General features: G+C 41.1%; 25 protein-coding genes. 5 read left to right on the forward strand and 20 right to left on the reverse strand.

Annotated elements, in window-relative coordinates; genetic code table 11:
• Positions 1-122: 122 nt before the first annotated feature.
• The gene (locus tag OMHG_RS13255; protein WP_010651366.1) at positions 123-554 is read left to right on the forward strand and encodes an SRPBCC family protein; all 432 of its coding nucleotides are present in this window, start codon (positions 123-125) and stop codon (positions 552-554) included.
• Positions 555-604: 50 nt separating this feature from the next.
• On the opposite strand, the gene OMHG_RS13260 is transcribed toward OMHG_RS13255, so the two are convergent.
• From OMHG_RS13260 to OMHG_RS13275, 4 genes are all read right to left on the reverse strand, one after another.
• Positions 605-1,048: a hypothetical protein gene (locus OMHG_RS13260; RefSeq protein WP_010651367.1), complete on the reverse strand. Its 444-nt coding sequence runs from the start codon at positions 1,046-1,048 to the stop codon at positions 605-607.
• A gap of 322 nt (positions 1,049-1,370) precedes the next feature.
• Positions 1,371-2,558 (reverse strand): pyridoxal phosphate-dependent aminotransferase, encoded by a 1,188-nt coding sequence (locus OMHG_RS13265; RefSeq protein WP_010651368.1) that lies wholly within the window; start codon positions 2,556-2,558, stop codon positions 1,371-1,373.
• A gap of 318 nt (positions 2,559-2,876) precedes the next feature.
• Positions 2,877-3,692: a ZIP family metal transporter gene (locus tag OMHG_RS13270; protein ID WP_010651369.1), complete on the reverse strand. Its 816-nt coding sequence runs from the start codon at positions 3,690-3,692 to the stop codon at positions 2,877-2,879.
• 288 nt (positions 3,693-3,980) lie between these two features.
• Positions 3,981-4,457 (reverse strand): DinB family protein, encoded by a 477-nt coding sequence (locus OMHG_RS13275; protein WP_010651370.1) that lies wholly within the window; start codon positions 4,455-4,457, stop codon positions 3,981-3,983.
• A 273-nt stretch (positions 4,458-4,730) separates the two neighbouring features.
• Here OMHG_RS13275 and OMHG_RS13280 point away from each other — a divergent pair, with 273 nt between their 5' ends.
• Positions 4,731-5,120, forward strand: coding sequence for an RDD family protein (locus OMHG_RS13280; protein WP_010651371.1), 390 nt, complete (start codon positions 4,731-4,733; stop codon positions 5,118-5,120).
• Between the two features lie 47 nt (positions 5,121-5,167).
• Here OMHG_RS13280 and OMHG_RS13285 read toward each other — a convergent pair whose 3' ends face one another.
• Complete coding sequence (locus OMHG_RS13285; protein ID WP_010651372.1) at positions 5,168-5,581, reverse strand: NUDIX hydrolase; 414 nt, start codon at positions 5,579-5,581, stop codon at positions 5,168-5,170.
• A 303-nt stretch (positions 5,582-5,884) separates the two neighbouring features.
• Between OMHG_RS13285 and OMHG_RS13290 the strand changes: the two genes are divergently transcribed.
• On the forward strand, positions 5,885-6,181 hold the full coding sequence (locus tag OMHG_RS13290) for a hypothetical protein (RefSeq protein ID WP_010651373.1): 297 nt from the start codon (positions 5,885-5,887) through the stop codon (positions 6,179-6,181).
• A gap of 232 nt (positions 6,182-6,413) precedes the next feature.
• Here the strand turns inward: OMHG_RS13290 and OMHG_RS13295 are convergent, their stop codons facing one another.
• From OMHG_RS13295 to OMHG_RS13350, 13 genes are all read right to left on the reverse strand, one after another.
• Positions 6,414-7,193 carry a Cof-type HAD-IIB family hydrolase gene (locus OMHG_RS13295; RefSeq protein ID WP_010651374.1) on the reverse strand — a complete coding sequence of 260 codons (780 nt, stop codon included), beginning with the start codon at positions 7,191-7,193 and terminating at the stop codon, positions 6,414-6,416.
• Between the two features lie 155 nt (positions 7,194-7,348).
• Positions 7,349-8,446: an ABC transporter permease gene (locus tag OMHG_RS13300; RefSeq protein ID WP_010651375.1), complete on the reverse strand. Its 1,098-nt coding sequence runs from the start codon at positions 8,444-8,446 to the stop codon at positions 7,349-7,351.
• Complete coding sequence (locus tag OMHG_RS13305) at positions 8,446-9,711, reverse strand: ABC transporter permease (RefSeq protein ID WP_010651376.1); 1,266 nt, start codon at positions 9,709-9,711, stop codon at positions 8,446-8,448. Before OMHG_RS13305 ends, OMHG_RS13300 begins: the two co-directional genes overlap by 1 nt.
• A 15-nt stretch (positions 9,712-9,726) precedes the next feature.
• The gene (locus tag OMHG_RS13310) at positions 9,727-10,659 is read right to left on the reverse strand and encodes a daunorubicin resistance protein DrrA family ABC transporter ATP-binding protein (RefSeq protein WP_010651377.1); all 933 of its coding nucleotides are present in this window, start codon (positions 10,657-10,659) and stop codon (positions 9,727-9,729) included.
• Between the two features lie 175 nt (positions 10,660-10,834).
• The gene (locus tag OMHG_RS13315; protein ID WP_010651378.1) at positions 10,835-11,467 is read right to left on the reverse strand and encodes a response regulator; all 633 of its coding nucleotides are present in this window, start codon (positions 11,465-11,467) and stop codon (positions 10,835-10,837) included.
• On the reverse strand, positions 11,464-12,621 hold the full coding sequence (locus OMHG_RS13320; RefSeq protein WP_237566192.1) for a sensor histidine kinase: 1,158 nt from the start codon (positions 12,619-12,621) through the stop codon (positions 11,464-11,466). Before OMHG_RS13320 ends, OMHG_RS13315 begins: the two co-directional genes overlap by 4 nt.
• 257 nt (positions 12,622-12,878) lie before the next feature.
• Entirely contained in the window at positions 12,879-13,733 is an 855-nt protein-coding gene (locus OMHG_RS13325; protein WP_010651380.1) for a transporter substrate-binding domain-containing protein, read from the reverse strand.
• Positions 13,734-13,960: 227 nt separating this feature from the next.
• Positions 13,961-14,710: an aminoglycoside phosphotransferase family protein gene (locus tag OMHG_RS13330; RefSeq protein WP_010651381.1), complete on the reverse strand. Its 750-nt coding sequence runs from the start codon at positions 14,708-14,710 to the stop codon at positions 13,961-13,963.
• A complete protein-coding gene (locus tag OMHG_RS13335; RefSeq protein ID WP_010651382.1) occupies positions 14,707-15,267 on the reverse strand; it encodes a dihydrofolate reductase family protein in 561 nt (186 codons plus the stop codon). Before OMHG_RS13335 ends, OMHG_RS13330 begins: the two co-directional genes overlap by 4 nt.
• Entirely contained in the window at positions 15,230-15,736 is a 507-nt protein-coding gene (locus tag OMHG_RS13340) for a GNAT family N-acetyltransferase (RefSeq protein WP_010651383.1), read from the reverse strand. Before OMHG_RS13340 ends, OMHG_RS13335 begins: the two co-directional genes overlap by 38 nt.
• 551 nt (positions 15,737-16,287) lie before the next feature.
• Positions 16,288-17,208, reverse strand: a complete 921-nt coding sequence (locus tag OMHG_RS13345) for an aldo/keto reductase (protein WP_010651385.1) — start codon at positions 17,206-17,208, stop codon at positions 16,288-16,290.
• Between the two features lie 56 nt (positions 17,209-17,264).
• Positions 17,265-17,417: a hypothetical protein gene (locus tag OMHG_RS18425; protein WP_154648241.1), complete on the reverse strand. Its 153-nt coding sequence runs from the start codon at positions 17,415-17,417 to the stop codon at positions 17,265-17,267.
• 99 nt (positions 17,418-17,516) lie between these two features.
• The gene (locus OMHG_RS13350; protein ID WP_010651386.1) at positions 17,517-18,947 is read right to left on the reverse strand and encodes a carbon starvation CstA family protein; all 1,431 of its coding nucleotides are present in this window, start codon (positions 18,945-18,947) and stop codon (positions 17,517-17,519) included.
• A gap of 175 nt (positions 18,948-19,122) precedes the next feature.
• Here OMHG_RS13350 and OMHG_RS13355 point away from each other — a divergent pair, with 175 nt between their 5' ends.
• Both OMHG_RS13355 and OMHG_RS13360 read left to right on the forward strand, forming a co-directional pair.
• On the forward strand, positions 19,123-19,821 hold the full coding sequence (locus tag OMHG_RS13355; RefSeq protein ID WP_010651387.1) for a Type 1 glutamine amidotransferase-like domain-containing protein: 699 nt from the start codon (positions 19,123-19,125) through the stop codon (positions 19,819-19,821).
• 155 nt (positions 19,822-19,976) lie between these two features.
• Positions 19,977-20,897 (forward strand): endonuclease I family protein, encoded by a 921-nt coding sequence (locus tag OMHG_RS13360; protein WP_010651388.1) that lies wholly within the window; start codon positions 19,977-19,979, stop codon positions 20,895-20,897.
• Positions 20,898-20,917: 20 nt separating this feature from the next.
• Here the strand turns inward: OMHG_RS13360 and OMHG_RS13365 are convergent, their stop codons facing one another.
• Together OMHG_RS13365 and tcuA are read right to left on the reverse strand one after the other, a co-directional pair.
• Complete coding sequence (locus OMHG_RS13365; RefSeq protein WP_044476941.1) at positions 20,918-22,270, reverse strand: SLC13 family permease; 1,353 nt, start codon at positions 22,268-22,270, stop codon at positions 20,918-20,920.
• Between the two features lie 90 nt (positions 22,271-22,360).
• Positions 22,361-23,878, reverse strand: a complete 1,518-nt coding sequence (gene tcuA, locus OMHG_RS13370) for an FAD-dependent tricarballylate dehydrogenase TcuA (RefSeq protein WP_010651390.1) — start codon at positions 23,876-23,878, stop codon at positions 22,361-22,363.
• Positions 23,879-23,883 lie beyond the last annotated feature (5 nt).

Below are 23,883 nucleotides of genomic sequence, written 5' to 3' on the forward strand. Positions count from 1 at the left end.
CCGCAAAGCCATTTGTCAGGAAAATGCCTGGTACGGTTCTTACTGGTTTCAACAAGCTTTGTTAAGGTAATATGACTATAGGATGATGAATCATATAGATAGATTGATGGGAGGATTATCAAATGCCCAACGGAAAGCATACTGTTCAAGTGGATCGGCCTATTGATGCGGTCTGGGATTTTGTCAGCGATATCAATAACTGGGCACCATTGGTTCCAGGATATATTGAACATGAAATCATTAATGAGAAGCAGTCCACTTGGAAATTTGTCAGTGATATCGGCGTAATACGGAGAAAACTGTATATGAAGGTGAATATCACAGAATGGAGAGAGCCAACCAAAGTTACGTTTGACTTGAAGGGAATCAATGAGAAATTTAGCGGATCCGGTTATTTCGAAGCAGAAAAGGTAACTGACTCCAGCACCTTAATAACTGGCTATCTTGAGATTAAACCGGGTGGCGTACTTGCACCGGCACTAAAGCCTGCCCTAAGATCCGTCCTGCCCAAAACTGCAGCCGGACTAACCGAAGCAATCGCCAATCAAATATAAATCGGGAGGTGCCTGTCACTTCCCGATTTTTGTCGAAAATTATTAAGTTACTAACACTGCTTGAATGCAAGCACCTTTCCTTTTTTCGCTTTGAATATTTCCTTTAACTGACTTAGCACGCAAGCAGCAGCTTCGTTTCCAAGCAGGCCGATTACATAATCAACCCCCTCTTTGCTGCCAAATACCCAACAATCCAATTCTTTATCATCGAATTCAGGATGAGTCAGCTGGTAATAGATACCGATTTTGACCGTTTCATTAAGAATGTTTTCACTCGTTATATCGTAAATATAAGAATCATTCGTGTAATTATTTTTTACTACACCGAGACCGAGCTTTTTTATCCATTTATCGTTAATGACATGGTTATCAACACCATAAAGCCGCTCCACTATACCTTCTGTAAAAGGAGTCTCTGTAATCACGTCAAAATCGATGCCATATCTCAATTGCGATGCATCCAAATAGTACATATCGTTCTTGCTTAAATTCATATACACTCCTCCTGTAAAAATATGCCAGTATCTATTAGACTATTTAAAGGGACAAATAGTAGCATGAAATCGACAATTTTCTTATTTTTTTAGTTTAGCAGTAAAGCAGTGCATTTCTACGCTCCGGACAAGTGTTTGGTTTGGTTCTGTTCTGTAATGATGAATGGAACTAGTATGCGAGACTAGCTTAGCGAGGTCTTCCTATCGTCTTCCCTCCAAACAAAAATAAAGAAAACATACCTGCTCTGGTACATTCCCTTTACGATTTATCCTTCTTATCATTCATTCTTTCATAAACAGGCTATTTTCTGAAGTGATTCAATCATACTGCCTTCGAAAATATGTCCTTCATTACCTTCTCCAGCCGGTCCATTGCCTGTTCAATCTGTTCGTATCCAGAGGAATATGCCATTCTTATGTATCCCTCACCAGCATTCCCAAAGGCCGACCCGGGCACACAGGCGATATGCGCCTCTCTTAATATCTTTTTCGCTAAATCCTTCGAGGTCATATTGATTCCTCTAAAAGACGGAAACACGTAGAATGCACCCTTCGGCACGACACAGCTTACATTTGGCATTGCCGATAGCCGATCAATCAATAGTTTACGGCGCAGATCAAATGCTCTAACCATCTCTCCAACCGGTTCCTGTGTGCCATTATATGCTTCAACTGCACCATATTGAGCGAATGAGGTTGCACTTGACGTATTATACTGGTGCATTTTTAATATAGATTGAATCAATGAACGCGGACCTGCTGCATATCCCAGCCTCCAGCCATCCATCGCGTATGCCTTTGAAAAACCATTAATGATAATCGTTCTTTCAAACATCCCAGGAAGTGATGCGATACTGACATGCCTTGCATCATCATAAATCAACTTTTCATATATCTCATCGGATAAAACCAATAGATCATGGTCCATTGCAACTTGAGCTATTTCCCGTAAATTTTCCTCAGGCAGCACGGAACCGGTTGGGTTATGCGGGGAATTGATGATCATCATTTTTGTTTTTGGCGATAATTTATTTCTGATATCATCTATATTCAGAAGAAATCCCTCTTCTTCTTTGAGCGTCATTGGAATGGGGATGCCTCCTGCCAGCCGGACAATATATTGGTATTCCAGCCAGGATGGATCTGGGACAAGTACTTCATCTCCCGGATTGATAAAAGCAAAGATTGTATTGGTGATCGCTTCTTTGCACCCTACAGAAACGACAACTCCATCTTCAGGATTTATGGTTACATGGTTCTCTTTTTTCAGCTTGTCGGCAATAGCTTCAGTCAGCTCCTGAATTCCTCTGTTGGGCGTATAATGGACATGGCCATCTTTCAATGCTTTTATCGCCGCTTCCTTTATATGGTCCGGTGTATCAAAGTCAGGACGTCCTATCTCCATATGTGTAATAGCATCACCATTCATTTCCATTGCGGTAGCTTCCTCAAATATTTCGCGAATACTTGAAAAAGGAATCTGGGAAATCCGATTCGAAATGTTTGTCATAAATTGCCTCCTTTTTATTTAAAAATTCCGCTAATTTAAGTCGTTAAAATCCAATTATGACAATACTATATCTTTTCCTCGCTACTTCAGTTCTGTCTCATTCTTGTAACCAGTTTAAGCAGGATGAATTGCAAAGTAAACAATTGTGTTAGAAAATATGACGAAGGATTAAAAGTACAGCAATAATAGCATTATTCTGCTGCACGAAAAAAAATCATAGCCGGCAAAAATCCTTTACAACTTTTACTGCATAAAAAAAGCGCATCCAATAAAGCTGGATACGCGTAAATAACCTAATCGATTTTATCCTTTCTTCCGTCAGCCAAGCGCCACATCCAGAATCATCATTACCGTAAACCCAATCATCAGACTCATGGAGGCCAAGTCTTTATTGCCTTCCTCCTGTGATCCAGGTATAACTTCTTCTGTCACAACAAAAATCATTGCCCCTGCCGCAAAGCTTAAGGCATATGGCAGGATTGGATCGATATAGGCTACAGCCAATGCACCAATGACCCCTGCAAAAAGTTCGATCATACCAGAGAACTGGCCATACATGAAACTCCTTCTTCTGGTCATACCATCGCGCCTGAGCGGCATTGCAACAGCAAGCCCTTCCGGAACGTTTTGAATCCCCATCCCGATTGCCAGAATAACCGCTCCAGTAATGGAGGCAGTTGTAGAATCAGCTGCCAGCGCTCCAAAAGCCACCCCTACAGCAAGCCCCTCCGGTATGTTATGTAAAGTGATTGCAAAAACCAGGAGCGTACTCCGTTTCTTCTTATCGTGCCGTATTCCTTCCGCATCCTCTACAGGTGAAGTCGGATGAAGGTGCGGGATTACTTTATCAATACCCCACAGGAAAATACCACCCAGTGCAAAACCCACTGCAGCCGGAACCCATGCTGGCGTCGGACCAGCTTCTGCCATCTCCAGTGCAGGTGAAAGAAGTGACCAAAAGCTTGCAGCAATCATAACACCACCCGCAAATCCAAGCATACTGTCCATCAGCTTTTGATTAAACTCTTTTGTTGCAAAAACCACGGCTGCCCCGAGTGCCGTCATTCCCCATGTGAACATCGTTGCAATTCCAGCCTGTATGACCGGATCAAGAGATAGAAAAAAATCAATCATCATCTATATCTCCTTTCAATTTCAGCTAAAAAGAATCGTATAAATCCTTCAGAACATCTTATCAATTCAATAGTAGGCTTTTGCAGTCCATACGTCAATTTGTCGAACTTCCTGTAAACATTCTATCGTTTTTATACCCGAAAACGCAGCATTTAAAAATGCTTTCATTCTTAGCTGTCCTGTCAGGATTTCTTGTATTTCCGGAAAGCTAAAATAAGCTCCATTCATGGAATGGAGCTTATCAAAGTCTATATATTTAATCCACGACCCTCTAAAATTTACGAGTGATTAGTAGCCACCTTGTTCCTGTGTTGGTCCCATTACTCCCGGGACGTGAAGGCCAGCCTGTCGTAATAGCACCGTCATCTGCCCTCGATGATGTATTTGATGATTAATTACATCTCTTAACAAGGCTCCTCGTGGCGTTAATGTGCCAAAACTGTCCACTTCCTCAAGCATTGCTTCATCCGTTAGATTTCTCTTAACCTCATCGACAAGACTATCCGAAATATTTCTATAGGCCTGTACAATATCGGCCGCTTTTTCCGGAACCTCATTACTTTCTGGAGACGCCACCTTCAAACCTACCAAATCCGCAAAAAATACCGTACTCGTTGCGATATGCCAGCCTAGCCAGCCGAGTGTGCTATGTCCTTTGACAATAGCTTGGTCTAATTTTTCATCTGTCAGCGATTCCAATACCTGAATGGTACCATCCGAATAACGTTTCCAATCTGACAAAAAATCTTCCACTGTTCGATACATTTCATCACTCCCTATCATTATCTATCTAATCGTATCGTAACTGTTTTGCTTAACAATTTCAATAATCCGCCTTTGGTCTACAAACGTTATTGCCTCTTTAGATGAATAATGTTTCACTTCAAAATACTCCATTAGAGGGTTTTTCCTGCCTTCATGATGCCATTGATGTAGTCACGGAAAAGCTGAGCGGTTTAATTTTCTATCTTTTTTGAAACTTTATCATACTGCAATCCGTAACATTATTATCAAGGCAAATTATAAGGAGGAATATGTGTGGAGTCCATTACAAAAAAGCGTACAAAAGCATACTTGATCGACCTTGCAATTTCTACCGCTCTGACTGCCGGTTTCGAGTATTTCCTAAGGAAAAAGGTTAAAAACGAAGCAGTTCATGCACTCGTAACACCGACCGTCATAATGTGGTCTCTGGAATATGCCCAGCTTCTGAAATGCGGCCAGACTGCGGGCTATAAAAAAATGGGACTTACCCTGGAAAATGCACAGGGCTTAAAGCCAAGTCCCGGACAAATCGTGAAACGAATGGCTTACCGGGATACCCTCAGCTCCCTGGACTATCTAAAAAACCGCAAAAAATTTGAGGAACAAGGTGGAGCCGTTCTTCCCCATGATCGCTTTGCAGGCACTGTAGTCAAAGAGATATAACCGGCATGGAGCAATTATTTTAAAAAGGCGGCTGCACCTTGCTGCAGCTATGCCTTAAATTCAACTAGAAAGGGCTGTGATTCCCGGTTTAGGCAATATTCAATCCGTTGCCTGAAATTCTTCAACGTCACCATCTCCAACGCCTCTTCAATTGGAAAATACCCTACTTCCAGACTCTCCGGGCTCGTTCTTTCTTCTCCTCCAACAGGTTTCCCTAAAAATAATGTATTGCAGATCGAACTGGTTACATTCTGAAAAACGCCACAGAAGCGGATGATTTCAATATCTATTCCGGATTCTTCTTTCGTTTCTCTAATTGCCGCCTCCGTCAAAGACTCTCCTTCTTCCACCTGCCCAACAGGCATTTCCCAACCTCTCCTCGGTCCCTTTATAAGCAATATTTCATTTTCATCGTTTATAACAATTGCTGCTGCAGAAACAATATGTTTTGGTACGGTCATTTTTTCCTCCTGTCAGGCATCTTCATCGAAATTTATCCTGCCTTTTTGCTTTCCAGGTAATACTCTGCTTCCCAATCTTTTTTTGCTTCTTCCGGATTGGTCGTTATAGGAACGTAAGTAATATACCGAAAACCGAAAAAAGAGCCTGCTTAATATTATTACTACTATTCTGTATATTAAGTTTACATGAACTTCAGAGCTGTGTACATAATACATTTAGAATCACTATTTTAAAAATACTTTTAAAAAATTGCCGAAGAGGGTATTACAAAGTAAGACTATAAATCAAAATGGAGGGATACTGTGAATAAATCAACTACAAATCTGATTCTTGGATCAATCATTTCTGTAGGCGGGGCAGCTCTTGCTGTATCAGCCTATCGGGAAAAACAAAATGAAGTTAAAACTTATGAAGATACAGATATGATGAACAGCGACAAAATCGACAAAATGGAAAGCGTGGACGCCGATAAAGACGATGGCGAAAAAGGATTGACACAACTGGATCATGCGCATAGAGCGGAATGGGTCGCTAATGGCTTCCCGCAAACCCATCAGCAAATGAAGGAATTGGAAGAAGAAGATACAGATACGCATTAGAGCGCGTATGTGGCCGGCAGAATAACGCTTTGAGCTTCAAGCTTTAAGTTTCAGGCTTCAGGATGAATATTTCCGCATCATGAAAAGGCCGAGTCGGTATTCCATACCGCGCTCGACCTTTTTTTAGATCTATAATACTGCCCTTTCCGCCAGTCGTAAAGCACCGCATATCAATAACTTCAGGTTGGATTCTTTCTTTTTTTCTTTGCCATCGATTCTTCGGTTTAAACTTTTACAATAGACCGATCATTTTCAGACCATGATAGATACCGTCTTGCTCTACCGATTTGGTGACATGTTTTGCCACCGATTTTATCTCGTCACTGGCATTCCCCATCGCTACACTATGATAAATAGTCGTAAGCATTTCACGATCGTTAAGCCCATCGCCAAACGCATATTGCCTTTCTTTGGGGAAACCTAGTTTCTTGACGATTTTCTCAATTCCTATTGCCTTTGAGCCGCCAGCCGGCAGAACATCAACAGAGACAGGATGCCATCTTACAAAATCAAAGTCCTTGAATTCACGCTCATATTGCTTTTCTTCCCCTTCCGGACAGAATAGCAGTGTCTGATACATAGCCCGGTCCTTATAATAATCCGGATTATGGGTCGGAAAATGACCAACCTTCAATGAATTGATACTTTCTGTAATATAGCTATGTTCCGGGACATTCGCTTTCATATCCTCGTGATCCATATAAACAACAGGATGATCATTTTCAAGTGCTGCTTCTGTCAATCTTCCTAGAGAAGAAAGATTTAATGCGTTCGTATAGATAACCTCACCGTTCAGTACTACATACTGACCGTTATAGCTTACATATGTATGTATATCCAATTCTTTACGAAGATCTGCAAACATAAATGGGGCACGACCCGTCGCAATTGCCACTTCATGACCAGCTTTTTTTAAATTAAAAATAGCTTCTTTTGTCGAGGATGGCAATTCTTTATCCTCTGTAAGTAATGTTCCATCTATATCAAAAAATATAACGCTTCTATCTGTCATTGCTACACCAGCTTTCCAGGGGAATGAATTGATTTCACGTCCATTTTAACCCAAAAAACAGATAATTAATAATAATACGCCCTAGTAGAATTCCATATGATGTGGGTGCGGTTTCCTCTCAGAAATCGCACCCATACTGATCCTAATCCGTATTTTTACTTCCTTCGTTCTACTAGGTTGACTCCAACACCCATACCGATGACCCCGATTAAGAGCATGATGGCAAGTGACAGCAGAATACCATTCCAGCCTGCATCGTAGAGAGCTACATTCATCATAGCGGTAACTGCATGACTGAGCGGAAATAGGTCTCCTATAAATGTGAGGACCGGATTCGTGATCGTCCCAGGTGGCATATAGATACCGCTTATGACCGGAATTATCGGAACAATCGAAGGATAAATCATATAGAATTGCTCTGGTGTCTTGGTAAACCCGGTTACCAGCATCGCAAGGCTCACCGTACCTAGTGTATAAACGGCTGCTATTGTCAGGATTATTTGCAGGTTACCTAGATCATAATCCATGATATATTGAAAAATAAGGAAAACTACAACCATTTGGAAAAAACCGATACAGAAACTATAAAAGAGGTGGCCGGCATACATGCCGGTCTTGCTTACAGGTGAGAGAATTAAACGGTTCCAGATGCCGCTCACCTTATCCGCAGTGATTCCGTTAACTTTAAACCCAATCGTAAACATTGCGATAAACAAGGTAAAGCCAAATAGAAGCTGCATCCCCATATTATAGGTTGGAATCTCGTCACCATTTACAGATAGTGTCTGTACTTTAAGGGGTGGATTTTCCAGGTATTCCCCTACTTCACTTCTTAATCTTGTCGTATTCCCGTTACCTGCTATGGCTGCAAGTTGCGCTTCTTCTGTAAATACCTGATGCACTTGCTGCTCAATAAGCTGGATGTTTGGCATATCAGAAGATGTAATCAGACTATAATCGTTTTCCATCAATTGAATTGCTATATCCCTTTTTCCTTCTCTAACCGCTTCGCGAGCTTCCATTTCTTCTGTGATGACAAAATCAGTTGTCTTACTTTCATTTAATAGAACTGACCATTTATCCTCGATATCATCTGCGTTCGGCCCTGTGCCAAATATGGCGACGGAAGTCTTTGGTTCCTGTCCTGCGTCACCAAATATCACGGTAGCTAAAATACTGAGGAAGATAAATAAAATGATTATCCACGGCTTTCTCTTATCTTTCGTCCATTGTGCCTTAAATACCGGGAACATTAGATTCTCCCCCTTCTAGGAAAACTGGATATTCCAATCACCAGACAGATGATAAAAAATAGAAGCATTAACATGAGCGGTTCTATCAGATCCCGAAAGCTGCTAAACTGAATCCATTCAATCAATGCCGTCTGGGTTAGCCCATTGGGGGTCCACTCTCCGATCCTTTGCATAAATACTGGAAGACCCTCCATTGGAAAAAAGTTTCCGCCAAGCGCTCCCAATAGCATAATAATCATTGTTAAAACACCACTTGCAGCATTTGTATCCTGTATGCTTAACGAAATGGAGGTAAACAATGCACCTAAGCCGCTGACTGTTAAAGCAAACGCACTGATTATGATAATTAATCCAATCCAAAACTCTAATGATCTATCCGGAAACACGTCAAGAGCCAATTGTATGAATGTAAAGGTAATCATCATTTGTGACCAGGTTAGACAAAATGTTGCAAGTGTTTTTCCCATTAAGTAATCCATGGGCCTGCTACCGGTTAGGATAATCCGATTGAACACCCGCTCCCGCTTCTCTGTGGCTGTCTTGATAGCTACTGTTTGTGATATAAACAAGGCAAACAAGGTACTGATTGCAATTGTGAAATATTGCGAAATGGTATAAGTCTCGACACCTTCTACAACTTCCCTGCCCCCTTGTGGCCATTTTGGTTCTGTGACTCCCGATCCCTGACCAGTATTACCGCTGAGAGCAAACTGCATATTAAGGGATTGGATGAAATTATGCACGATATCCTGCAGTGCACCAACTTCTCTCGAATGCTCTTCTGCCTGTATCGTTATAGTCTTTTCTGTTTCCGTTCCAAGCATTACACGTGAAAGGACATCATAGGTAAACCCTTTCGGAATCTTAACATAGGAATCTATTTCGCCATTTTTTACTTTTTCCTTTGCTTCCTTTTCACTTAATTCCTGCGTAGTTATCCATTCCTTAACGTCCGGAGCATTGAATAAATTTTGAATCATGCTGACCGGCGCTAGAGATTCGGCTTCTTCCAGTATGACCGCTTGTTCAGCTGGTGGCCTATCCGTTTGTCCGACCGTATTTTCAAATTGCTCCATCCCAGCAGATGGATCATCTTCCTGAACAATTGCTATATCTATTTTCACGGGCTCTCCATCATCATCGAAAATACCAGAGAAGGCAAGATTTAATATAAAGATAATAACGATCGGAAGTAACAATGACATCAGTATTTCTTTTCGATCCCGCCAAAATACAAGAATGTCCTTTTTGAAAAATGAACCCAATACCATTACCTCCTTCTAATCCCGCAGTGTTTTGCCGGTCAGATGCAGGAATACATCTTCCAGACTTGGTATTTCCATTTGGAAATGTGTAATCTGAATGCCTTCTTTTTCTGCAGCATGTACTAAGTCACTCAATAGATTGCTTCCCTTTTTGGAAATGATCCGGATGCCGTCACTTGTCTCTTCCACCTGACGGACATGCCCCATTGATCTGATTGTTTGAAGCAGTTCTTCACTCGAATTGCTAAGCTGCACCTGTATCGTGTCCTCACTGGATAAGATACTTAATAATTCCGATTTCGTGCCGGAAGCGACGACTTTGCCATGATCCATGATATAAACACGGTTACATAACTGTTCTACCTCTTCCATATAGTGACTCGTGTAGAGAATTGTCGTTCCGTGTACCTCATTTAATTTACCGACCGTTTCCAGTATATGATTTCTGGATTGCGGGTCGATCCCGACAGTCGGCTCATCCAGAATAAGTATTTTCGGTTGATGCAATAAGGCTGCGGCGATGTTGACTCTTCTTTTCATACCACCTGAGAATGTTTTAACTAACTCTTTTTGCCGATCCTTCAGTCCCACCAACTCTAGGACTTCCTGGATTCTGCTTTCCAGAAGGTCCTTTCCGACTTTATAGATTTCCCCAAAGAATTTCAGATTTTCATATGCAGATAATTCCTCGTAAAGAGCTATTTCCTGCGGCACCATTCCTAACACATCTCTGATACGAGCTGGATTTTTGATTGTGCTTTCGCCATTTAGTCGTACATCTCCGGAAGTAGGTTTCAATAAAGAAGATATCATAGAAATGGTTGTAGATTTACCTGCCCCATTTGGCCCGAGCAAACCGACAGATTCACCTTCGTCGAGGTAAATATCGATTTCATCAACGGCAGTTTGCTCCTTATACGTTTTGCTCAGTTTTATCGTTTCAAGCATTTATTCGCACTCCTTTATAATTGATGAACTTTTAATAGTTACTATATAAAAAAAGAAACACCGTCAACACTGTCTCCAGTCATGATGTTTCGAGAAATCCATTACTTTTATCATTTTTTCTTCAGAGTATTTTCGTAAACATGAAAAGATCTTCTAGAAATGGCCGTTCTTTAAGTTACACTAAATCATGCCGGATTGCATAGATGGCAAGCTGCGTCCGATCCCTCAGTTCCAGTTTAGTCAAGATCTGGCTCGTGTTATTTTTGACAGTTCCGATCGATATTGCAAGCCGATCCGCAATTTCACCATTGCTGAGTCCTTCCCCGATGCAGGTTAGAATCGCTCTCTCACGCGGGGTTAATGATGGGTCAGCTTGCTTCGTCTCTCCGCGTTTCATCAGAAGTGGCATGACATTCGCCGCTACATGGTCTTCAATCGCCAATCCGCCAGTAAAGGCACTGCGAATGGAGCGAAGCAATGATTCGGTATCTCCCGTTTTCAGGATATATCCGCTGACACCTATTTTTAACGCTTCCAGCACATATTCATTATCAGCAAACGTTGTTAATATTAATATTTTTGTGTCCGGCCATCGCGCTGAAATGACCTTAGCCGTTTCTATTCCATCCATGACAGGCATCCTTATGTCAAGGATGACAATGTCAAACATCTGCTTTTCGCAGAGTGAGATTGCTTCCTTCCCATTGTCTGACTCACCAGTTACTTTCATTTCCGGGTCCGATTCTATCATCAGTTTCAAGCCTTGACGCACCATTATCTGATCTTCAGCCAATAATATTCGTATCATTCCAATCCTCCGTAACCTATTTTTAAAAAGCCTCTGACAGTGAACTGCTCCGCTGTTTTATACACCTCGAGATTCCCGCCAAATTTCTCTAACCGATTCCGCATCGATGTTAGCCCAAATCCCTCTTGATAGGTTCGATGATCTGAAATAGGATTATTAACCTCAAAACGGAAAATACTTCTGCCAGGGGCGTCAAACTCTATCTCCGCTTCCCTTGCATGACTATGCTTCATGATATTCGTTAGTGCCTCCTGCACGGAACGGTAGATGATAAATGATTGTTCACCCGTTAATGGTGCTGTAAAAGCCCCGTGCTTTACCGAAAAATGGATTCGCATATAACTTTCTGATTCCAATTTACGAATTAAACGCAATATGCCTGGCAATCCACCGGTTTCCTTTGATTTCAGCGATTTCACAGCACTTCTCGTCTCTTCCAGGCTTGCTTCGGCAAGTTCTTTCAATGACTGAACCTGAATCTTGTCCTGCACTGCGGCCTGTATCCGATAAGCCTCCAGCTGCAGCAGCAATGCTGTAAGCTTATGACCGACAGAATCATGGATTTCATGCGCAATTAGCATGCGTTCTTCCTGCCTCGTTATTTCTTCTTCTGAAGCTAGTCTTCTTTTTAAATCACGATATTCACGAAGCAGCGTATCATATCTCACTTCCAGGTCGTCAGTATGCCCCTTGTTTTTCTTATAAAAAATCATTGCAATCAAGAGAATGATGAAGTACAGGATGACAAAAGTTTGTATGTATAAAGCAAGACCGGTGTTCAAGAGTGCCGCCAGCAGCCCAGCAAAAATGATTATCGCTAAAATCAGACCCTCTTTTAAAGATAACCGGTAAAACCCTTCACCTACCAGCATCGTCAATATCAGAATAAGGTATGGATTGAAACCTGAGTTTATATATGGAAAGAAGATAATGATAGAAATCATTGCATTCAGGATTAAAAGGATGCGTACAATCTTGGGGCTGCCAGTGAATATAGGTATTATAAAAAAAATTCCGGCAAATAGTGCAGCACCTGATAGAATCCCTGCCATTGCAAGAATGCTATGCTCAAAAAAGGTTAAAGCAAATAGCCAAACAATGCTATTCAGCAATAGCCATAGCCAATAGGACTTCATGCTGTCACGCCCTTTCATTCTATTCTAACCAAGGTGATTGAATATCTTTTATTATAGAGTGTGTTGCCAATGAAATAAACAAAAACATAAGCTTAATAAGACTTATTTAGAATCATATAAAGATTTTTTTGACAATGGGAAGCTGGATACTCCAGGCAAGGGTTCTATACATTTCGCAATCAACATTTGCATACAATGCCCTTGAGATATGTGTTCCTTGTCTTACTAAAAAAAGTGCCTTTCTATTTCAGAAAAGCACTCATCAGAAATTCATATTAAAAATCCAATCCTTCTATTTCTTTCATTTCTACATCCGGTTTCTGGGAAGCATCCTCTTCAAAAAATTGGATTGCCAATTCTGACAGGGTTCCGTCATCACGCATTTCCTGAAGAACATGATTGATTTCTTCTGTCAGTCGATCCGCATCCTTTGGCAGCGCAATCGACTGCTCAGTTGGTCTGAATTTCAAATCTGGATGTAAATGGATGTCCAGCTCCGGAAATTCAGCAATACCAAATTTTTGCAGATAATAATCATTGATTACAACATCTGTCCTGCCATTATGAACATCGCGCAAATAAGCTTCATTTGGAGCGTTCCCATAAGTAATCACTTCCGCACCGTAATGTTCAGCGATTTGGCTATATATGGTTGTGGCCCCGCCGCCAGCCTTTTTCCCTGCTAAATCTTCCAATGAATGGATTCCAGAATTATCATCCTTACGAACAACCATGGATGTATAGGAATATTTATAGGGATCACTGAAATTGAATTCTTCTTTCCTTTTATCTGTTGCTTCAATTTCATTGGCTGCAATATCTATTCTTCCGCTCTGAATCGCCGGAAGCATGCTGTCAATCCCCATCGTTTCAAACGTGATATCCAGGTCCATGCGCGCTGCAGCTTCTCTCATGAGTTCAACATCATAACCGGTTAGAGTGTCATCCTCATAATACGATGCCGGAAATAACGTTCCCGAAGTCCCTACTACAATTTCTCCTGATTCTTTGATTTCTTCCCATCTTCCGTCTGTTGCACTTTCTTCGTTTCCACTATTTGATTCAGCACCACATGCCTGCAGAACCCATATAGCAGCTAAAATAATAGATATGTAATTTATCTTTTTCATCACGGTACTCCTCCTGTCAGTAAATCATCCATTGTTGTCAATCAATCAAAATTTACGTTATTTATTCTTTTTTGTCAAAAACTTCTATTCACATATAGAATGCCAGAGCATCTTTTACTATGAAACAGGATTAAATATAGATAAAGCTTCTCAAAAAGCAACCTGAAACTGTCCATAATTTGGCATACCCTTGTTGAAATATGCCAACCTAAAAATTTATAAGAATCTTATAACGAGCAATAATGATTTATAATTCCCAACAGCCGCTTCGTATTCTCCGATGATACGGTTTCAGACAATCTTGCACCTGAGATAATAGGAGCCCATTGGAAAATATCATCCTTGGCTATCCCACTTTTCTCGCAATAAACATGGACATACAAATCAGCTAACGCCTTTGAGAACTGAGAATACAGAAGATATGTCCGATATACGTCTGCCCGTATATCTCCAGCACTGGAATCTACCCAATCGATAATGGTCACTTTTTCATTTGACAGAAGTAAATTAAAAAGATGAAAGTCGCCATGACATAGCTTCGTTTCGAAGGTAATAGACTCCATTTTTTGAATTAAGCAGGTTTTATGTCTTGCATCCAGGCAATTCACAGATTCGATTTGCCTTCTGATCTTTTCTCTCATCGGTTCAAGCGAATCAGGAATAATCTGATGAATCTTTTGCTGTACATCAATGGAAAGGTTCATATAATAAGCAGTCTGATCCTTGTTTTGTGACAAAATATCTCCGATTGTTTTCCCTGGGACATATTCCATAATGATTGCCTGTCTGCCAGCTATCAATGTGACATCTAATACTTTTGGTACCTGGAGTCCGTAAGAATAAGCAATTTTTTGTTTATCTGCTTCATATTGAGCTTCTGTAAGGGGGAGATCATCACGAAACACTTTAATGATCATTTCATTATGAAGATAGATTTTTGCTGTATTCCCTATTGCAATTGGGGAGCCTAAATTCATGGTTTTTCTTTCCTTGAATAATGTAATTCTACAAATTGATTGAATCTCCTCGTATTTCTTAAAGTCAGTTCCAACTGCTCAAATCCTTCTTTAAATAACGGAATTCCCTTTCCAATCAAGGTAGGGGCTACAGTTATAATAAATTCATCTATCAAGTTTTCTTTTAGAAATGACTGCAGCAGATCCGATCCCCCGACCAGCCAAATGCTTTTCCCTTTCTTTTTTTTCAGGTTGTCCGTAAATTCAACAATGTCTTCGTGAACAAACTTAACGTCTTCGGTTTCATCAAGAGAAGAACGGGTAAAAACGAAACATTCTTTATCCTTATATGGAAATTCTCCTGCTTGATGGTTCATGATCCAATCATAGGTTCTCTTCCCAAGTATAATGGTGTCCACTGTTTCATAAAAATCAGAATAGCCATTATCCCCTTCTCCATCAACTTCAAATAACCATTCTAATGAATCGTCTTCCGCTGCGATGTACCCATCTAAACTTACGGCAATAAACAATACCATGTTACGGCTTTTCCCTATCACATCCTGCTGATCGTTCATTATTTGAAACACCTCTCAATTCCTTTGTCATAAATACGCTATGTATGTCCTCGATATAGTCAGCAAATGGCGAACAATATCTAAATCCGAAGCTTCTGTATAATCTTCTTGCCGGTTCAAAAGCATCCATTGAACCCGTTTCCAAACTAAGCCTGCTATATCCGCGTCTTTCAGCTTCCTTAATGATATGGTTAAGCAGCTGCTTGGCAACCCCTTTTCTTAGATGCTGTGAAGAAGTCCGCATTGACTTTATTTCCCCATGCTGCCCATTAAGTTCTTTGAGTGCACCGCAACCCGCGAGACTTTCTGCTTCCCATACACTCCAAAAGGTAATCTCCGGGTTTCGTAATGCCTGAAGATCTAAAGCATGCATACTTTCCGGCGGTGAATGCAAGGCCATCCCTTGGAGATGCTCCTCCAGCAAACGAATTATTTCGGCTCCGGTTAAGTTATCAATTCTAATTTCCATCCTTCACCTCTCTAAATGTGATGTTAATGTTTAGCATTTTTTAACTTCTTTCCCGGCAGAACTGTCAGCTTTTCATCAAGGCTGGATTTATTACTGCAGCAGGTGCCTTCAACGTTTCGCCAATCCTTTAAGTTCGGCTGGTTACATGGTTATAGTTCGGTTTCCATAATAAGGTAAAATACTGATATATCGTTAACATTACTGATATATGCTGAAAATCACTGATAAAATCGCAATAATTACTGATATAAATGCATTTTTTGCTGATATCTTATTGGATTGCTTGCAGCGGTCGTTTGAATTTGTGACCTGCGCCAGATCTGAGACTGGATTCTGACACCGTGTGTGCTGCATTTGATTCAGCGCACATCGAAATGAGGATGATGTATCCAGCAGCTGGGCACTCGCCATCCTTTGAGCAATATCCCCGCTCCCGCACCTGCAGCACCTACATCACCCAAAAATCTCTCCGCTAAATGCTCAATCTCATCCAGAAACTTTCCATTTATCTTGAAAGGAAATACAGCCATTCCGCAATAGGCGATTTCCGTTTACAGCAGTTTATTTCCTGCCGATTGCCAGATATCGTACCACTCTTTTCTTGTCAACTCTACATCTGAGGCTTTTGCGATATTCGTAAGCCTTTTTGGTGTCATTGTTCCTACGATTGTTTGGATTTTTGCAGGGTGGCGAAGAATCCAGGCTACAGCTACTGCTGATTTATCGACACCGTATTTGTCGCCAATTTCCTGAAGCTTCTGGTTTAATTCGCTGTAATCTTCATGGTCGATGAATAATCCTTCAAAGAAACCAAATCGAAACGGCGACCATGCCTGAATCGTCATATCATGAAGCCGGCTATAATCCAGAATACTCCCACTGCGGTCTATCGCATTTTCAAATGGCGTATTCACATAGAGACCCTCGTTTATGATTCCTGAATTCGTAACACTCAGTTGCAGCTGATTGACGATTAGATCCTGATTGAGGTACTTGCTCAGTAAATCGATTTGCATCGGATTATGATTGCTGACACCGAAATGACGTACTTTTCCGCTCTCTTTTAAAGTCGTAAAAGCCTCTGCCACCTCTTCCGGTTCCATCAATGCATCGGGCCGGTGAAGCAGAAAGACATCCAGATAATCTGTCTTTAAGCGCTTCAGACTCTCATCAGCAGATTTTAAGATATGATCTTTGGAAAAATCATAATAACCATCACGAATAATCCCCGTTTTGGATTGAATGGTAATTTTCTCACGGATGGATGGTTTCATTTCAATCGCCTCTGCAAATATCGATTCGGATTCTCCGCTTCCATATATATCCGCATGGTCGAAGAAATCAATTCCCTGCTCCAATGCATTATGTATGACAGCCGCTGCATCTTCCATGGAGAGCTTGTTCATGCTCATACACCCCAATGCTATGTGAGGTACCATTAAATCACTTGTCCCTAATTTCATTCGCTTCATACGATCACCTCTTGTATAGAATACGATAAGTTTAGCATTTTTAGATATTTCTGTCATTAATCCAGATTGGCAAGAATCCGCAATATAATCAGACCTAAAAAAAGATTGATTGTATTGGAATCAATCATTGGAGGAATCAAAAAGGTGCCAATGAGGTGCCTGTCACTTCCCGAATTTTGTCGAATGGAGAGAGGCACTTTGGTTGTCATTTTCCTCTTTTTTCCAAATTGGGGATAATAAATTTAGCCGTCTTTCATTCTTCAACGTAAAGAATAAAGGACGGCTTTTTTATTTAAATCCGCTCTGGTCTATGCTACTTTCGTATCCACTTCAATTTCATCCACTTTATTTTTCTTTGCTTTGCCAAAGAATGCGATTGTCAGGAGCACTGTCAATATGAGACCGATCACAAACGAGAAGTTTAAGTCGAGTCGGAGTCCAATCTGCGCATTCAAGATATATACGAATACCATATAGGTCATAAAGATTGCTGGGACTAGAGAAACAATGTAGTTTTTACCCTTCATAAACAGATACATGGTTCCAATCCACAGCGCAATCACTGCAGTTGCCTGGTTTGCCCACGAAAAATACCTCCATAGAATATTGAAATCTATTTTCGTCAATCCATAGGCAATGGCAAAGAGTGGAAATGCAATCATCAAACGATTGATAACATTCCTTTGGCCAATACCCAGGTAGTCGGCAATGATTGATCTTGCTGCACGGAAGGCTGTATCACCGGAAGTGATCGGGAGAATAATCGCACCCAGAACGGCGACGGTTCCAGCAATTGCACCAAGCAGCGTAATCGCTATTTCATTAACTGCTGCTGAAGCTGTACCGGCAGCAATGACTTCGCTTAAGGTTTGTCCATCGAACAGGCTCATGGCGGCAGCTGCCCAGATCATAGCAATGACAGCTTCGGCAATCATCATACCGTAGAAAATATAGCGTCCCTGTGATTCCTTTTGCGTCGTTCTGGAGATAATTGGCGATTGTGTCGCATGGAATCCAGATAGCGCACCGCAAGTAATCGTAAAAAATAACATCGGAAAGATTGGTAAATTATCCGGATGAAGATTCCCTAATGTCAATTCTGGAATCCGATAATCTGAGAACAGTAGCGAAATTCCAATCGAGATGGTTCCAATCAACAGCACTGCACCTAATACCGGATAGATTCGTCCGATAATTTTATCGATTGGAAGGATGGTAGATAAGAAGTAATATAAAAAGATGGCTCCTAAAATAGCACCGAAAGCAACCTTTCCATCAAGCAAAATATCGATTAAGGAGGCAGGTGTGGAAATAAAAACCGTACCTACCAGGACTAGTAACAGCAAAGAGAAAGCGTTAACAATATGGCGTGAAAATTTCCCAAGGAACTTTCCGGCCAATTCCGGAATATGTGCCCCTTTGTTTCGAATGGAAATCATACCGGTCAAATAATCATGCACTGCCCCTGCAAAAATCGAACCAAGTACAATCCATAAGAAGGCAACAGGTCCAAACAATGCCCCCATAATCGGCCCAAATATTGGCCCCGTTCCTGCAATATTCAGCAATTGGATCATCGCATTCTTCTGTGTTGGCATCGGAACATAATCGACACCATCATTTGATGTATATGCCGGTGTCTTCCTGTCATCTGTCGGTTCGAATATTTTCTCGATGAATTTTCCATACGTAAAATAACCGACAATCAATAGCATGATAGATACTAGAAATGTAATCAATTCGTTACCCCCTCCGTTTATTTGAAATCGCTTACAAATTATAGTATCGTTTATAAATTAAAATATCAAGTAGTTTTCGTTAAATAAGTTTAAAAATTCTAATTTTATTCAAAAAACGGTTTTCATTTTACAAATAAGTAGTATAGTAATCTATAAAACGAAAGGAGATCATCACATGGATAAGCATCTATTTCTATTTGGATCAGGACCTCCATTCACACCCCGAATGGCTGAACAGTTTGCCAATATAGCTTCAGCGAAAACCGGGCCCATTGCTGTTCTATTTATAGAGCGTGAAGGCTGGAGAGATTTTATGCCAACCTATACAAAGCCAGTGAAAGATTTCGGTCCGGATGATTATGAATACCTGCCGCTCCCTTCTACACCAATTGAAAAAGTAGTGCAATCTATATCAAGGTGTTCTGGCATTATTGTTGGCGGCGGTGTTACAAATCTGTACGCTGATTTTATCGTTGAAACCGCCATAGCAGATGCTATTAAAGAAAGGTTCCACTCCGGTATACCGTATGCGGGATTCTCAGCAGGTGCATTGATCAGTCCAGCAAATTGTGTTATCTCTCCAAAAGATAATGAGACGAAGTCATTCCAATCTCGAAAAGGCCTTGGATTGGTATCCGATCTGGTAATAGCGGTACATTTTTCTCAATGGGAAGATGAGGGTCATCTCAGAAACGCAGCCAATAAATTACCTGGCTGCACATATTACGGAATCGATGAAAGAAACGGTATATACCTAAAAAACGGAAAACTCCAAGACAAGGAAGGAGAAGGTATCTACCAGCTTGAGGTGCCGATCGGGGTGCCTGTCACTTCCCGATTTTTGTTGAAATTTGTCGAGCGTCCAGTTCAGTAGGAAGCGGTAAGGTTTGCAAATTAATTTTTACATTTATACCGGAGGAGGATTTTGGTGGAATAAAGGAGAAGTATTTAACTAGCAAGGGAATTTATAGATAGAAATGCTGCCTTGGGCCAGTCATGTAAACATACTCATAATTAGGAGGATTTTAAATGATACTTACGCAGCGGCAAACAGAACGGCTCTTCCCTGTATCACTGGAGCGCCAGCATCATGATAGCATTGTTTCCCATCTATATGAAAATCTGGCAATCCTCGAACAAGATAAGAAGGTCTATTATGATGCTGACAAAGATCGGCAGGCCATTGAGCAATATTACGCCAACATCCAATTTGATCATCCAAGTGATACTCTAACCAAGTCAATCCAGCAGCTTCTTCAGACAACACATACCAATCAAGTACGATACGATCCGAGCACATATGTATATCCATGGGTTGATTTAAAACCTGATGGAAAACTGACGAGTATCTATTCAGGTATAAACCGGAATCCCAAAGATATAATCGAGGAGGATTTTTCAACCTCCTTTAAGCGGAAAAGAAGAATGGAAAATCTCCTGGCAACAAGCAATACTGTCAACGAGGACCAGCTTGTGCAAATTGAAAAAGAGTTTCCATATAACTGTGAGCATGCTGTCCCGCAATCCTGGTTCAATGAACAACAGCCGATGCGAGGCGATCTGCATCATTTATTTACATGTGAACCTGTATGCAATTCGTTTCGCAGCAATCATCCCTACCATGATTTCAAAGACTATGATCCAGAGGGAGCAACTATTCATAAAGTAAGGAACAAATGCGGCAAGGGCGAGGACAGTCTATTTGAACCGGAGTACGGAAAAGGTGCCGTCGCCAGAGCAACGCTCTATTTTCTGCTGAGGTATCCGAAAAAGATCGAGAACGTCCATATGGAACAAATAGACATTGAACTCTTGCTGGATTGGCATCAGGCTTTCCCGCCAGACCTTTATGAACAGCATCGAAATCAGGCAATCTACGAGATACAAGGAAACCGCAACCCATTTATCGACCATCCCGAACAGTGCCTGTCACTTCCCGGTTTTTGTTGAATTTTGTCGAATCGATTTGATTACCAGTATAATATGGCAGAGCAGAAAACAATCAGGATCCAAGCAGCCATGGATATGCTTCCAACTCTCAGCAGGTCCCTTTCTGTAAAATATCTGTAGGAAAAGGCTATTAGATGAACAGGCGACTGGGTAATCAGCAAAAATCCCGGAACACCCATTAAGAATACGGACATCGAAATGATTAATGGCGAAATATCAGACAGCGATTGCCCAATCGTAATAGCAAGCGGCAGCACAATGGTTAGATACCCCAATACATTTACAAAAATAAGTCTTATGAATGCAATGGAACAAATTAGTATAAATAACACGAGCACTGAAGATTCCAACTGAATATGGTTCATAAAAAATTGGGCAATCATCTCAATCGTTCCTGTCCTGATCAGCATTTGCGAAACCATTATCGTTGCTGCGAAAAATAGAATCATGTCCCAGTCAACAGATTCGCGGGCCTTCTCCCAGCTCCAAACCCCTATGAAGGGGCTGAAGGTTAACGCCGCTCCCAGAAGACCGATCAATGGGATAGAAAAATGATGTATTGGCTGCGTTGCCCATAGGCTAACCGTCAGACCGATAATGAACAATATTTTCTTCTCGGAATAGCTTATTCTGCCAAGCTCTTTGATCCGATTATTTATGATATGCATGATGTAGTGCTTTTCGATATTTTCAGGCGGGTACAGAATCAAAAAAATGAGCCAAAGCAACAAAGTAAATAATAGAATTGGGACTCCGAAATAATAGATCCAGTTTATGTAATTCAAATTAGGGGTTAGCTCCCGAAGAATCCCGTAGGCATAAATCGTTGAACTTGCACCAGTTGCGACAAAGGCTCCAGAAATTGGGGTCAGGTAGGTAACACCTATGAATAATGCCCTTCCCAGATTTTGTACGTCCTTTATTTTTTTCAGACTGGTGAGCAAGCCATCAAACACAGACACCACCAGGCTTGCTTTCCCAACATTTGATGGGATTAAAATAGCTAAAACAAACATGAGAATATAGGATAAAAGGATCAATGCTTTTCCTGAACCTTTTGATAGTTTCAGCATACTTAATGCGACCCTGCTTGCGAGCCCTGTATCTATGAAAGCCTTCGATATAAAAAAGGTAGAAAACATTAACCAGACAATATCTGAAGCGATATAGGATAACGTTTCTTCATAACTGAAAAAATGAAATGCCAGGATTAACATTAATAGAATGGAACTGTGTGCTAACGGGAAGACCCTGCCTATCCATAATATTTGAATAATCACCAAAGCAATCAGCGCTTTTACCTTGACATCCGCCTGGAAGAAAAAATCAGGCAAAAATGCCAGATATAAAAATAGCACAATAATTATCAGTATTTTTTCCTCATTGTAACTACACCTTCAATTCAAAAGGAATCATATCGAAGAAAAGTCACCCGCAATAGGTGACTTTTTCCTCTAATGGTTTTATGCTCCCGTTGTTTCTGTATTCTTTAATACATATGTTCCTGCAGCTGTTCCCGCAAGCTTGCCAAATACCGCACCAGACATCAGGCCAGAGCCCCCAGGATAATTGCCATAGAAAATTCCGCCTACCATTTCACCTGCAGCGAACAGCCCGTCTATTGGTTTATCCTTATCATCCAGCACTCTACCTTCTGGATCCGTATGCACACCACCAAACGAAAACGTGATGCCGCATGTCACAGGGAATGCATAAAACGGTCCTTTCTCCACCTTCACTGCCCAATTGGTTTTGGGAAGATCAATTCCCTCTGTGTGCTTTCCATCTTTAATAGAAGGATTAAATTCCCCGTCTTGAACGGCTTCATTATATTCCTCGATTGTGGCAAGAAAAGCATCTTTATTCACATCTAAACGGTCTGCCAAGTCAGCCAGTGTATCTGCCTGCACAACTGTAGCTTCCTCAAGATTATATTCTTCTCTTAATAAAGGCCTCGTCTCGGCATCAAAAAGCTGGTATGCGACATGATCCCTTTGCTTGAGTATTTCTTTTCCGTATTTTGCATAGGTGTAGTTTCTAAAATCGGCACCTTCATCAACGAATCGTTTTCCATCTTTATTCAGCATGATACTTAATGGATAGGAATGCTTTTTAAAGATATCGCCAGGTTTATTAAAGTCGCCAAACTTCGGTACATTATAGTCCGTTCCAATCGAGTGGCAGCCAGACCATTCACCATATTTCTGCGCACCTGCAGACAGCGCCATATCCAGTCCATCTCCTGTGTTGTATTCCGTTCCCCTTACAATGGCTGCTTCCCACTCATCCCCAATGTATTTTTTGCGCATTTCCTTATTTGCCTCAAAGCTCCCGCTCGCAAGTACAACACTGGAGCAACTTAGCTGAACCTGCTCTTTTCCCTGTTCAACGACCAATCCTGTAATCTTATTGCCCTCTTTGACCAGTTCAACTGCCCTTGTTCCATAAACAACTTCAATTCCCAGATCATCTAACCTTTTGAACAGATACTCCATTAATCCGATTCCTTTTTTCTTTGTCTTCAGGGGCAATCCACCCCAGAATTCACGCTTGCCATTATTTATGAACGATTGGTTTGCTGCATTAAGCTCAAATTCTACACCCTGTTCTTTCATCCATAGAATCGTACCAAGAGACTTCCCTACTAATTGCTTTGCAAGCTTCGGATCACTTCTCCCCTCTGTCACACGCATCATATCGGCATAAAAATCATCTTTCCCATATTCAGGCATAATGATATCCTCAGCTTCTTCATCAGGTATGTCAGGAATCACTTTTCTAATATGTTCAAAATGCTCATATGCCACTCTAATAGCCCCATCCGTAAAATAAGAATTGCCGCCTCTTTTCTCTTTTGGCGCCCGTTCAACAACGAGTACACGGACACCCTGTAGACGAGCGGCTATTGCAGAACATAATGCAGCATTTCCTGCACCGACAACTACCGTGTCATAATTGGCTCCAATCAGACTATTTTCCACACAAA

It is taken from the genome of Oceanobacillus massiliensis str. N'diop, assembly GCF_000285495.1.
In the GTDB taxonomy this organism is placed as follows: Bacteria; Bacillota; Bacilli; order Bacillales; family Amphibacillaceae; genus Oceanobacillus; species Oceanobacillus massiliensis.

Coding starts and splice junctions, on each gene's coding strand:
- OMHG_RS13255 (WP_010651366.1), top strand. CDS start 123: ATGCCCAACGGAAAGCATACTGTTCAAGTGGATCGGCCTATTGATGCG.
- OMHG_RS13260 (WP_010651367.1), bottom strand. CDS start 1,048: ATGAATTTAAGCAAGAACGATATGTACTATTTGGATGCATCGCAATTG.
- OMHG_RS13265 (WP_010651368.1), bottom strand. CDS start 2,558: ATGACAAACATTTCGAATCGGATTTCCCAGATTCCTTTTTCAAGTATT.
- OMHG_RS13270 (WP_010651369.1), bottom strand. CDS start 3,692: ATGATTGATTTTTTTCTATCTCTTGATCCGGTCATACAGGCTGGAATT.
- OMHG_RS13275 (WP_010651370.1), bottom strand. CDS start 4,457: ATGTATCGAACAGTGGAAGATTTTTTGTCAGATTGGAAACGTTATTCG.
- OMHG_RS13285 (WP_010651372.1), bottom strand. CDS start 5,581: ATGACCGTACCAAAACATATTGTTTCTGCAGCAGCAATTGTTATAAAC.
- OMHG_RS13295 (WP_010651374.1), bottom strand. CDS start 7,193: ATGACAGATAGAAGCGTTATATTTTTTGATATAGATGGAACATTACTT.
- OMHG_RS13300 (WP_010651375.1), bottom strand. CDS start 8,446: ATGTTCCCGGTATTTAAGGCACAATGGACGAAAGATAAGAGAAAGCCG.
- OMHG_RS13310 (WP_010651377.1), bottom strand. CDS start 10,659: ATGCTTGAAACGATAAAACTGAGCAAAACGTATAAGGAGCAAACTGCC.
- OMHG_RS13315 (WP_010651378.1), bottom strand. CDS start 11,467: ATGATACGAATATTATTGGCTGAAGATCAGATAATGGTGCGTCAAGGC.
- OMHG_RS13320 (WP_237566192.1), bottom strand. CDS start 12,621: ATGAAAGGGCGTGACAGCATGAAGTCCTATTGGCTATGGCTATTGCTG.
- OMHG_RS13325 (WP_010651380.1), bottom strand. CDS start 13,733: ATGAAAAAGATAAATTACATATCTATTATTTTAGCTGCTATATGGGTT.
- OMHG_RS13330 (WP_010651381.1), bottom strand. CDS start 14,710: ATGAATTTAGGCTCCCCAATTGCAATAGGGAATACAGCAAAAATCTAT.
- OMHG_RS13335 (WP_010651382.1), bottom strand. CDS start 15,267: ATGAACGATCAGCAGGATGTGATAGGGAAAAGCCGTAACATGGTATTG.
- OMHG_RS13340 (WP_010651383.1), bottom strand. CDS start 15,736: ATGGAAATTAGAATTGATAACTTAACCGGAGCCGAAATAATTCGTTTG.
- OMHG_RS13345 (WP_010651385.1), bottom strand. CDS start 17,208: ATGAAGCGAATGAAATTAGGGACAAGTGATTTAATGGTACCTCACATA.
- OMHG_RS18425 (WP_154648241.1), bottom strand. CDS start 17,417: ATGACAACCAAAGTGCCTCTCTCCATTCGACAAAATTCGGGAAGTGAC.
- OMHG_RS13355 (WP_010651387.1), top strand. CDS start 19,123: ATGGATAAGCATCTATTTCTATTTGGATCAGGACCTCCATTCACACCC.
- OMHG_RS13360 (WP_010651388.1), top strand. CDS start 19,977: ATGATACTTACGCAGCGGCAAACAGAACGGCTCTTCCCTGTATCACTG.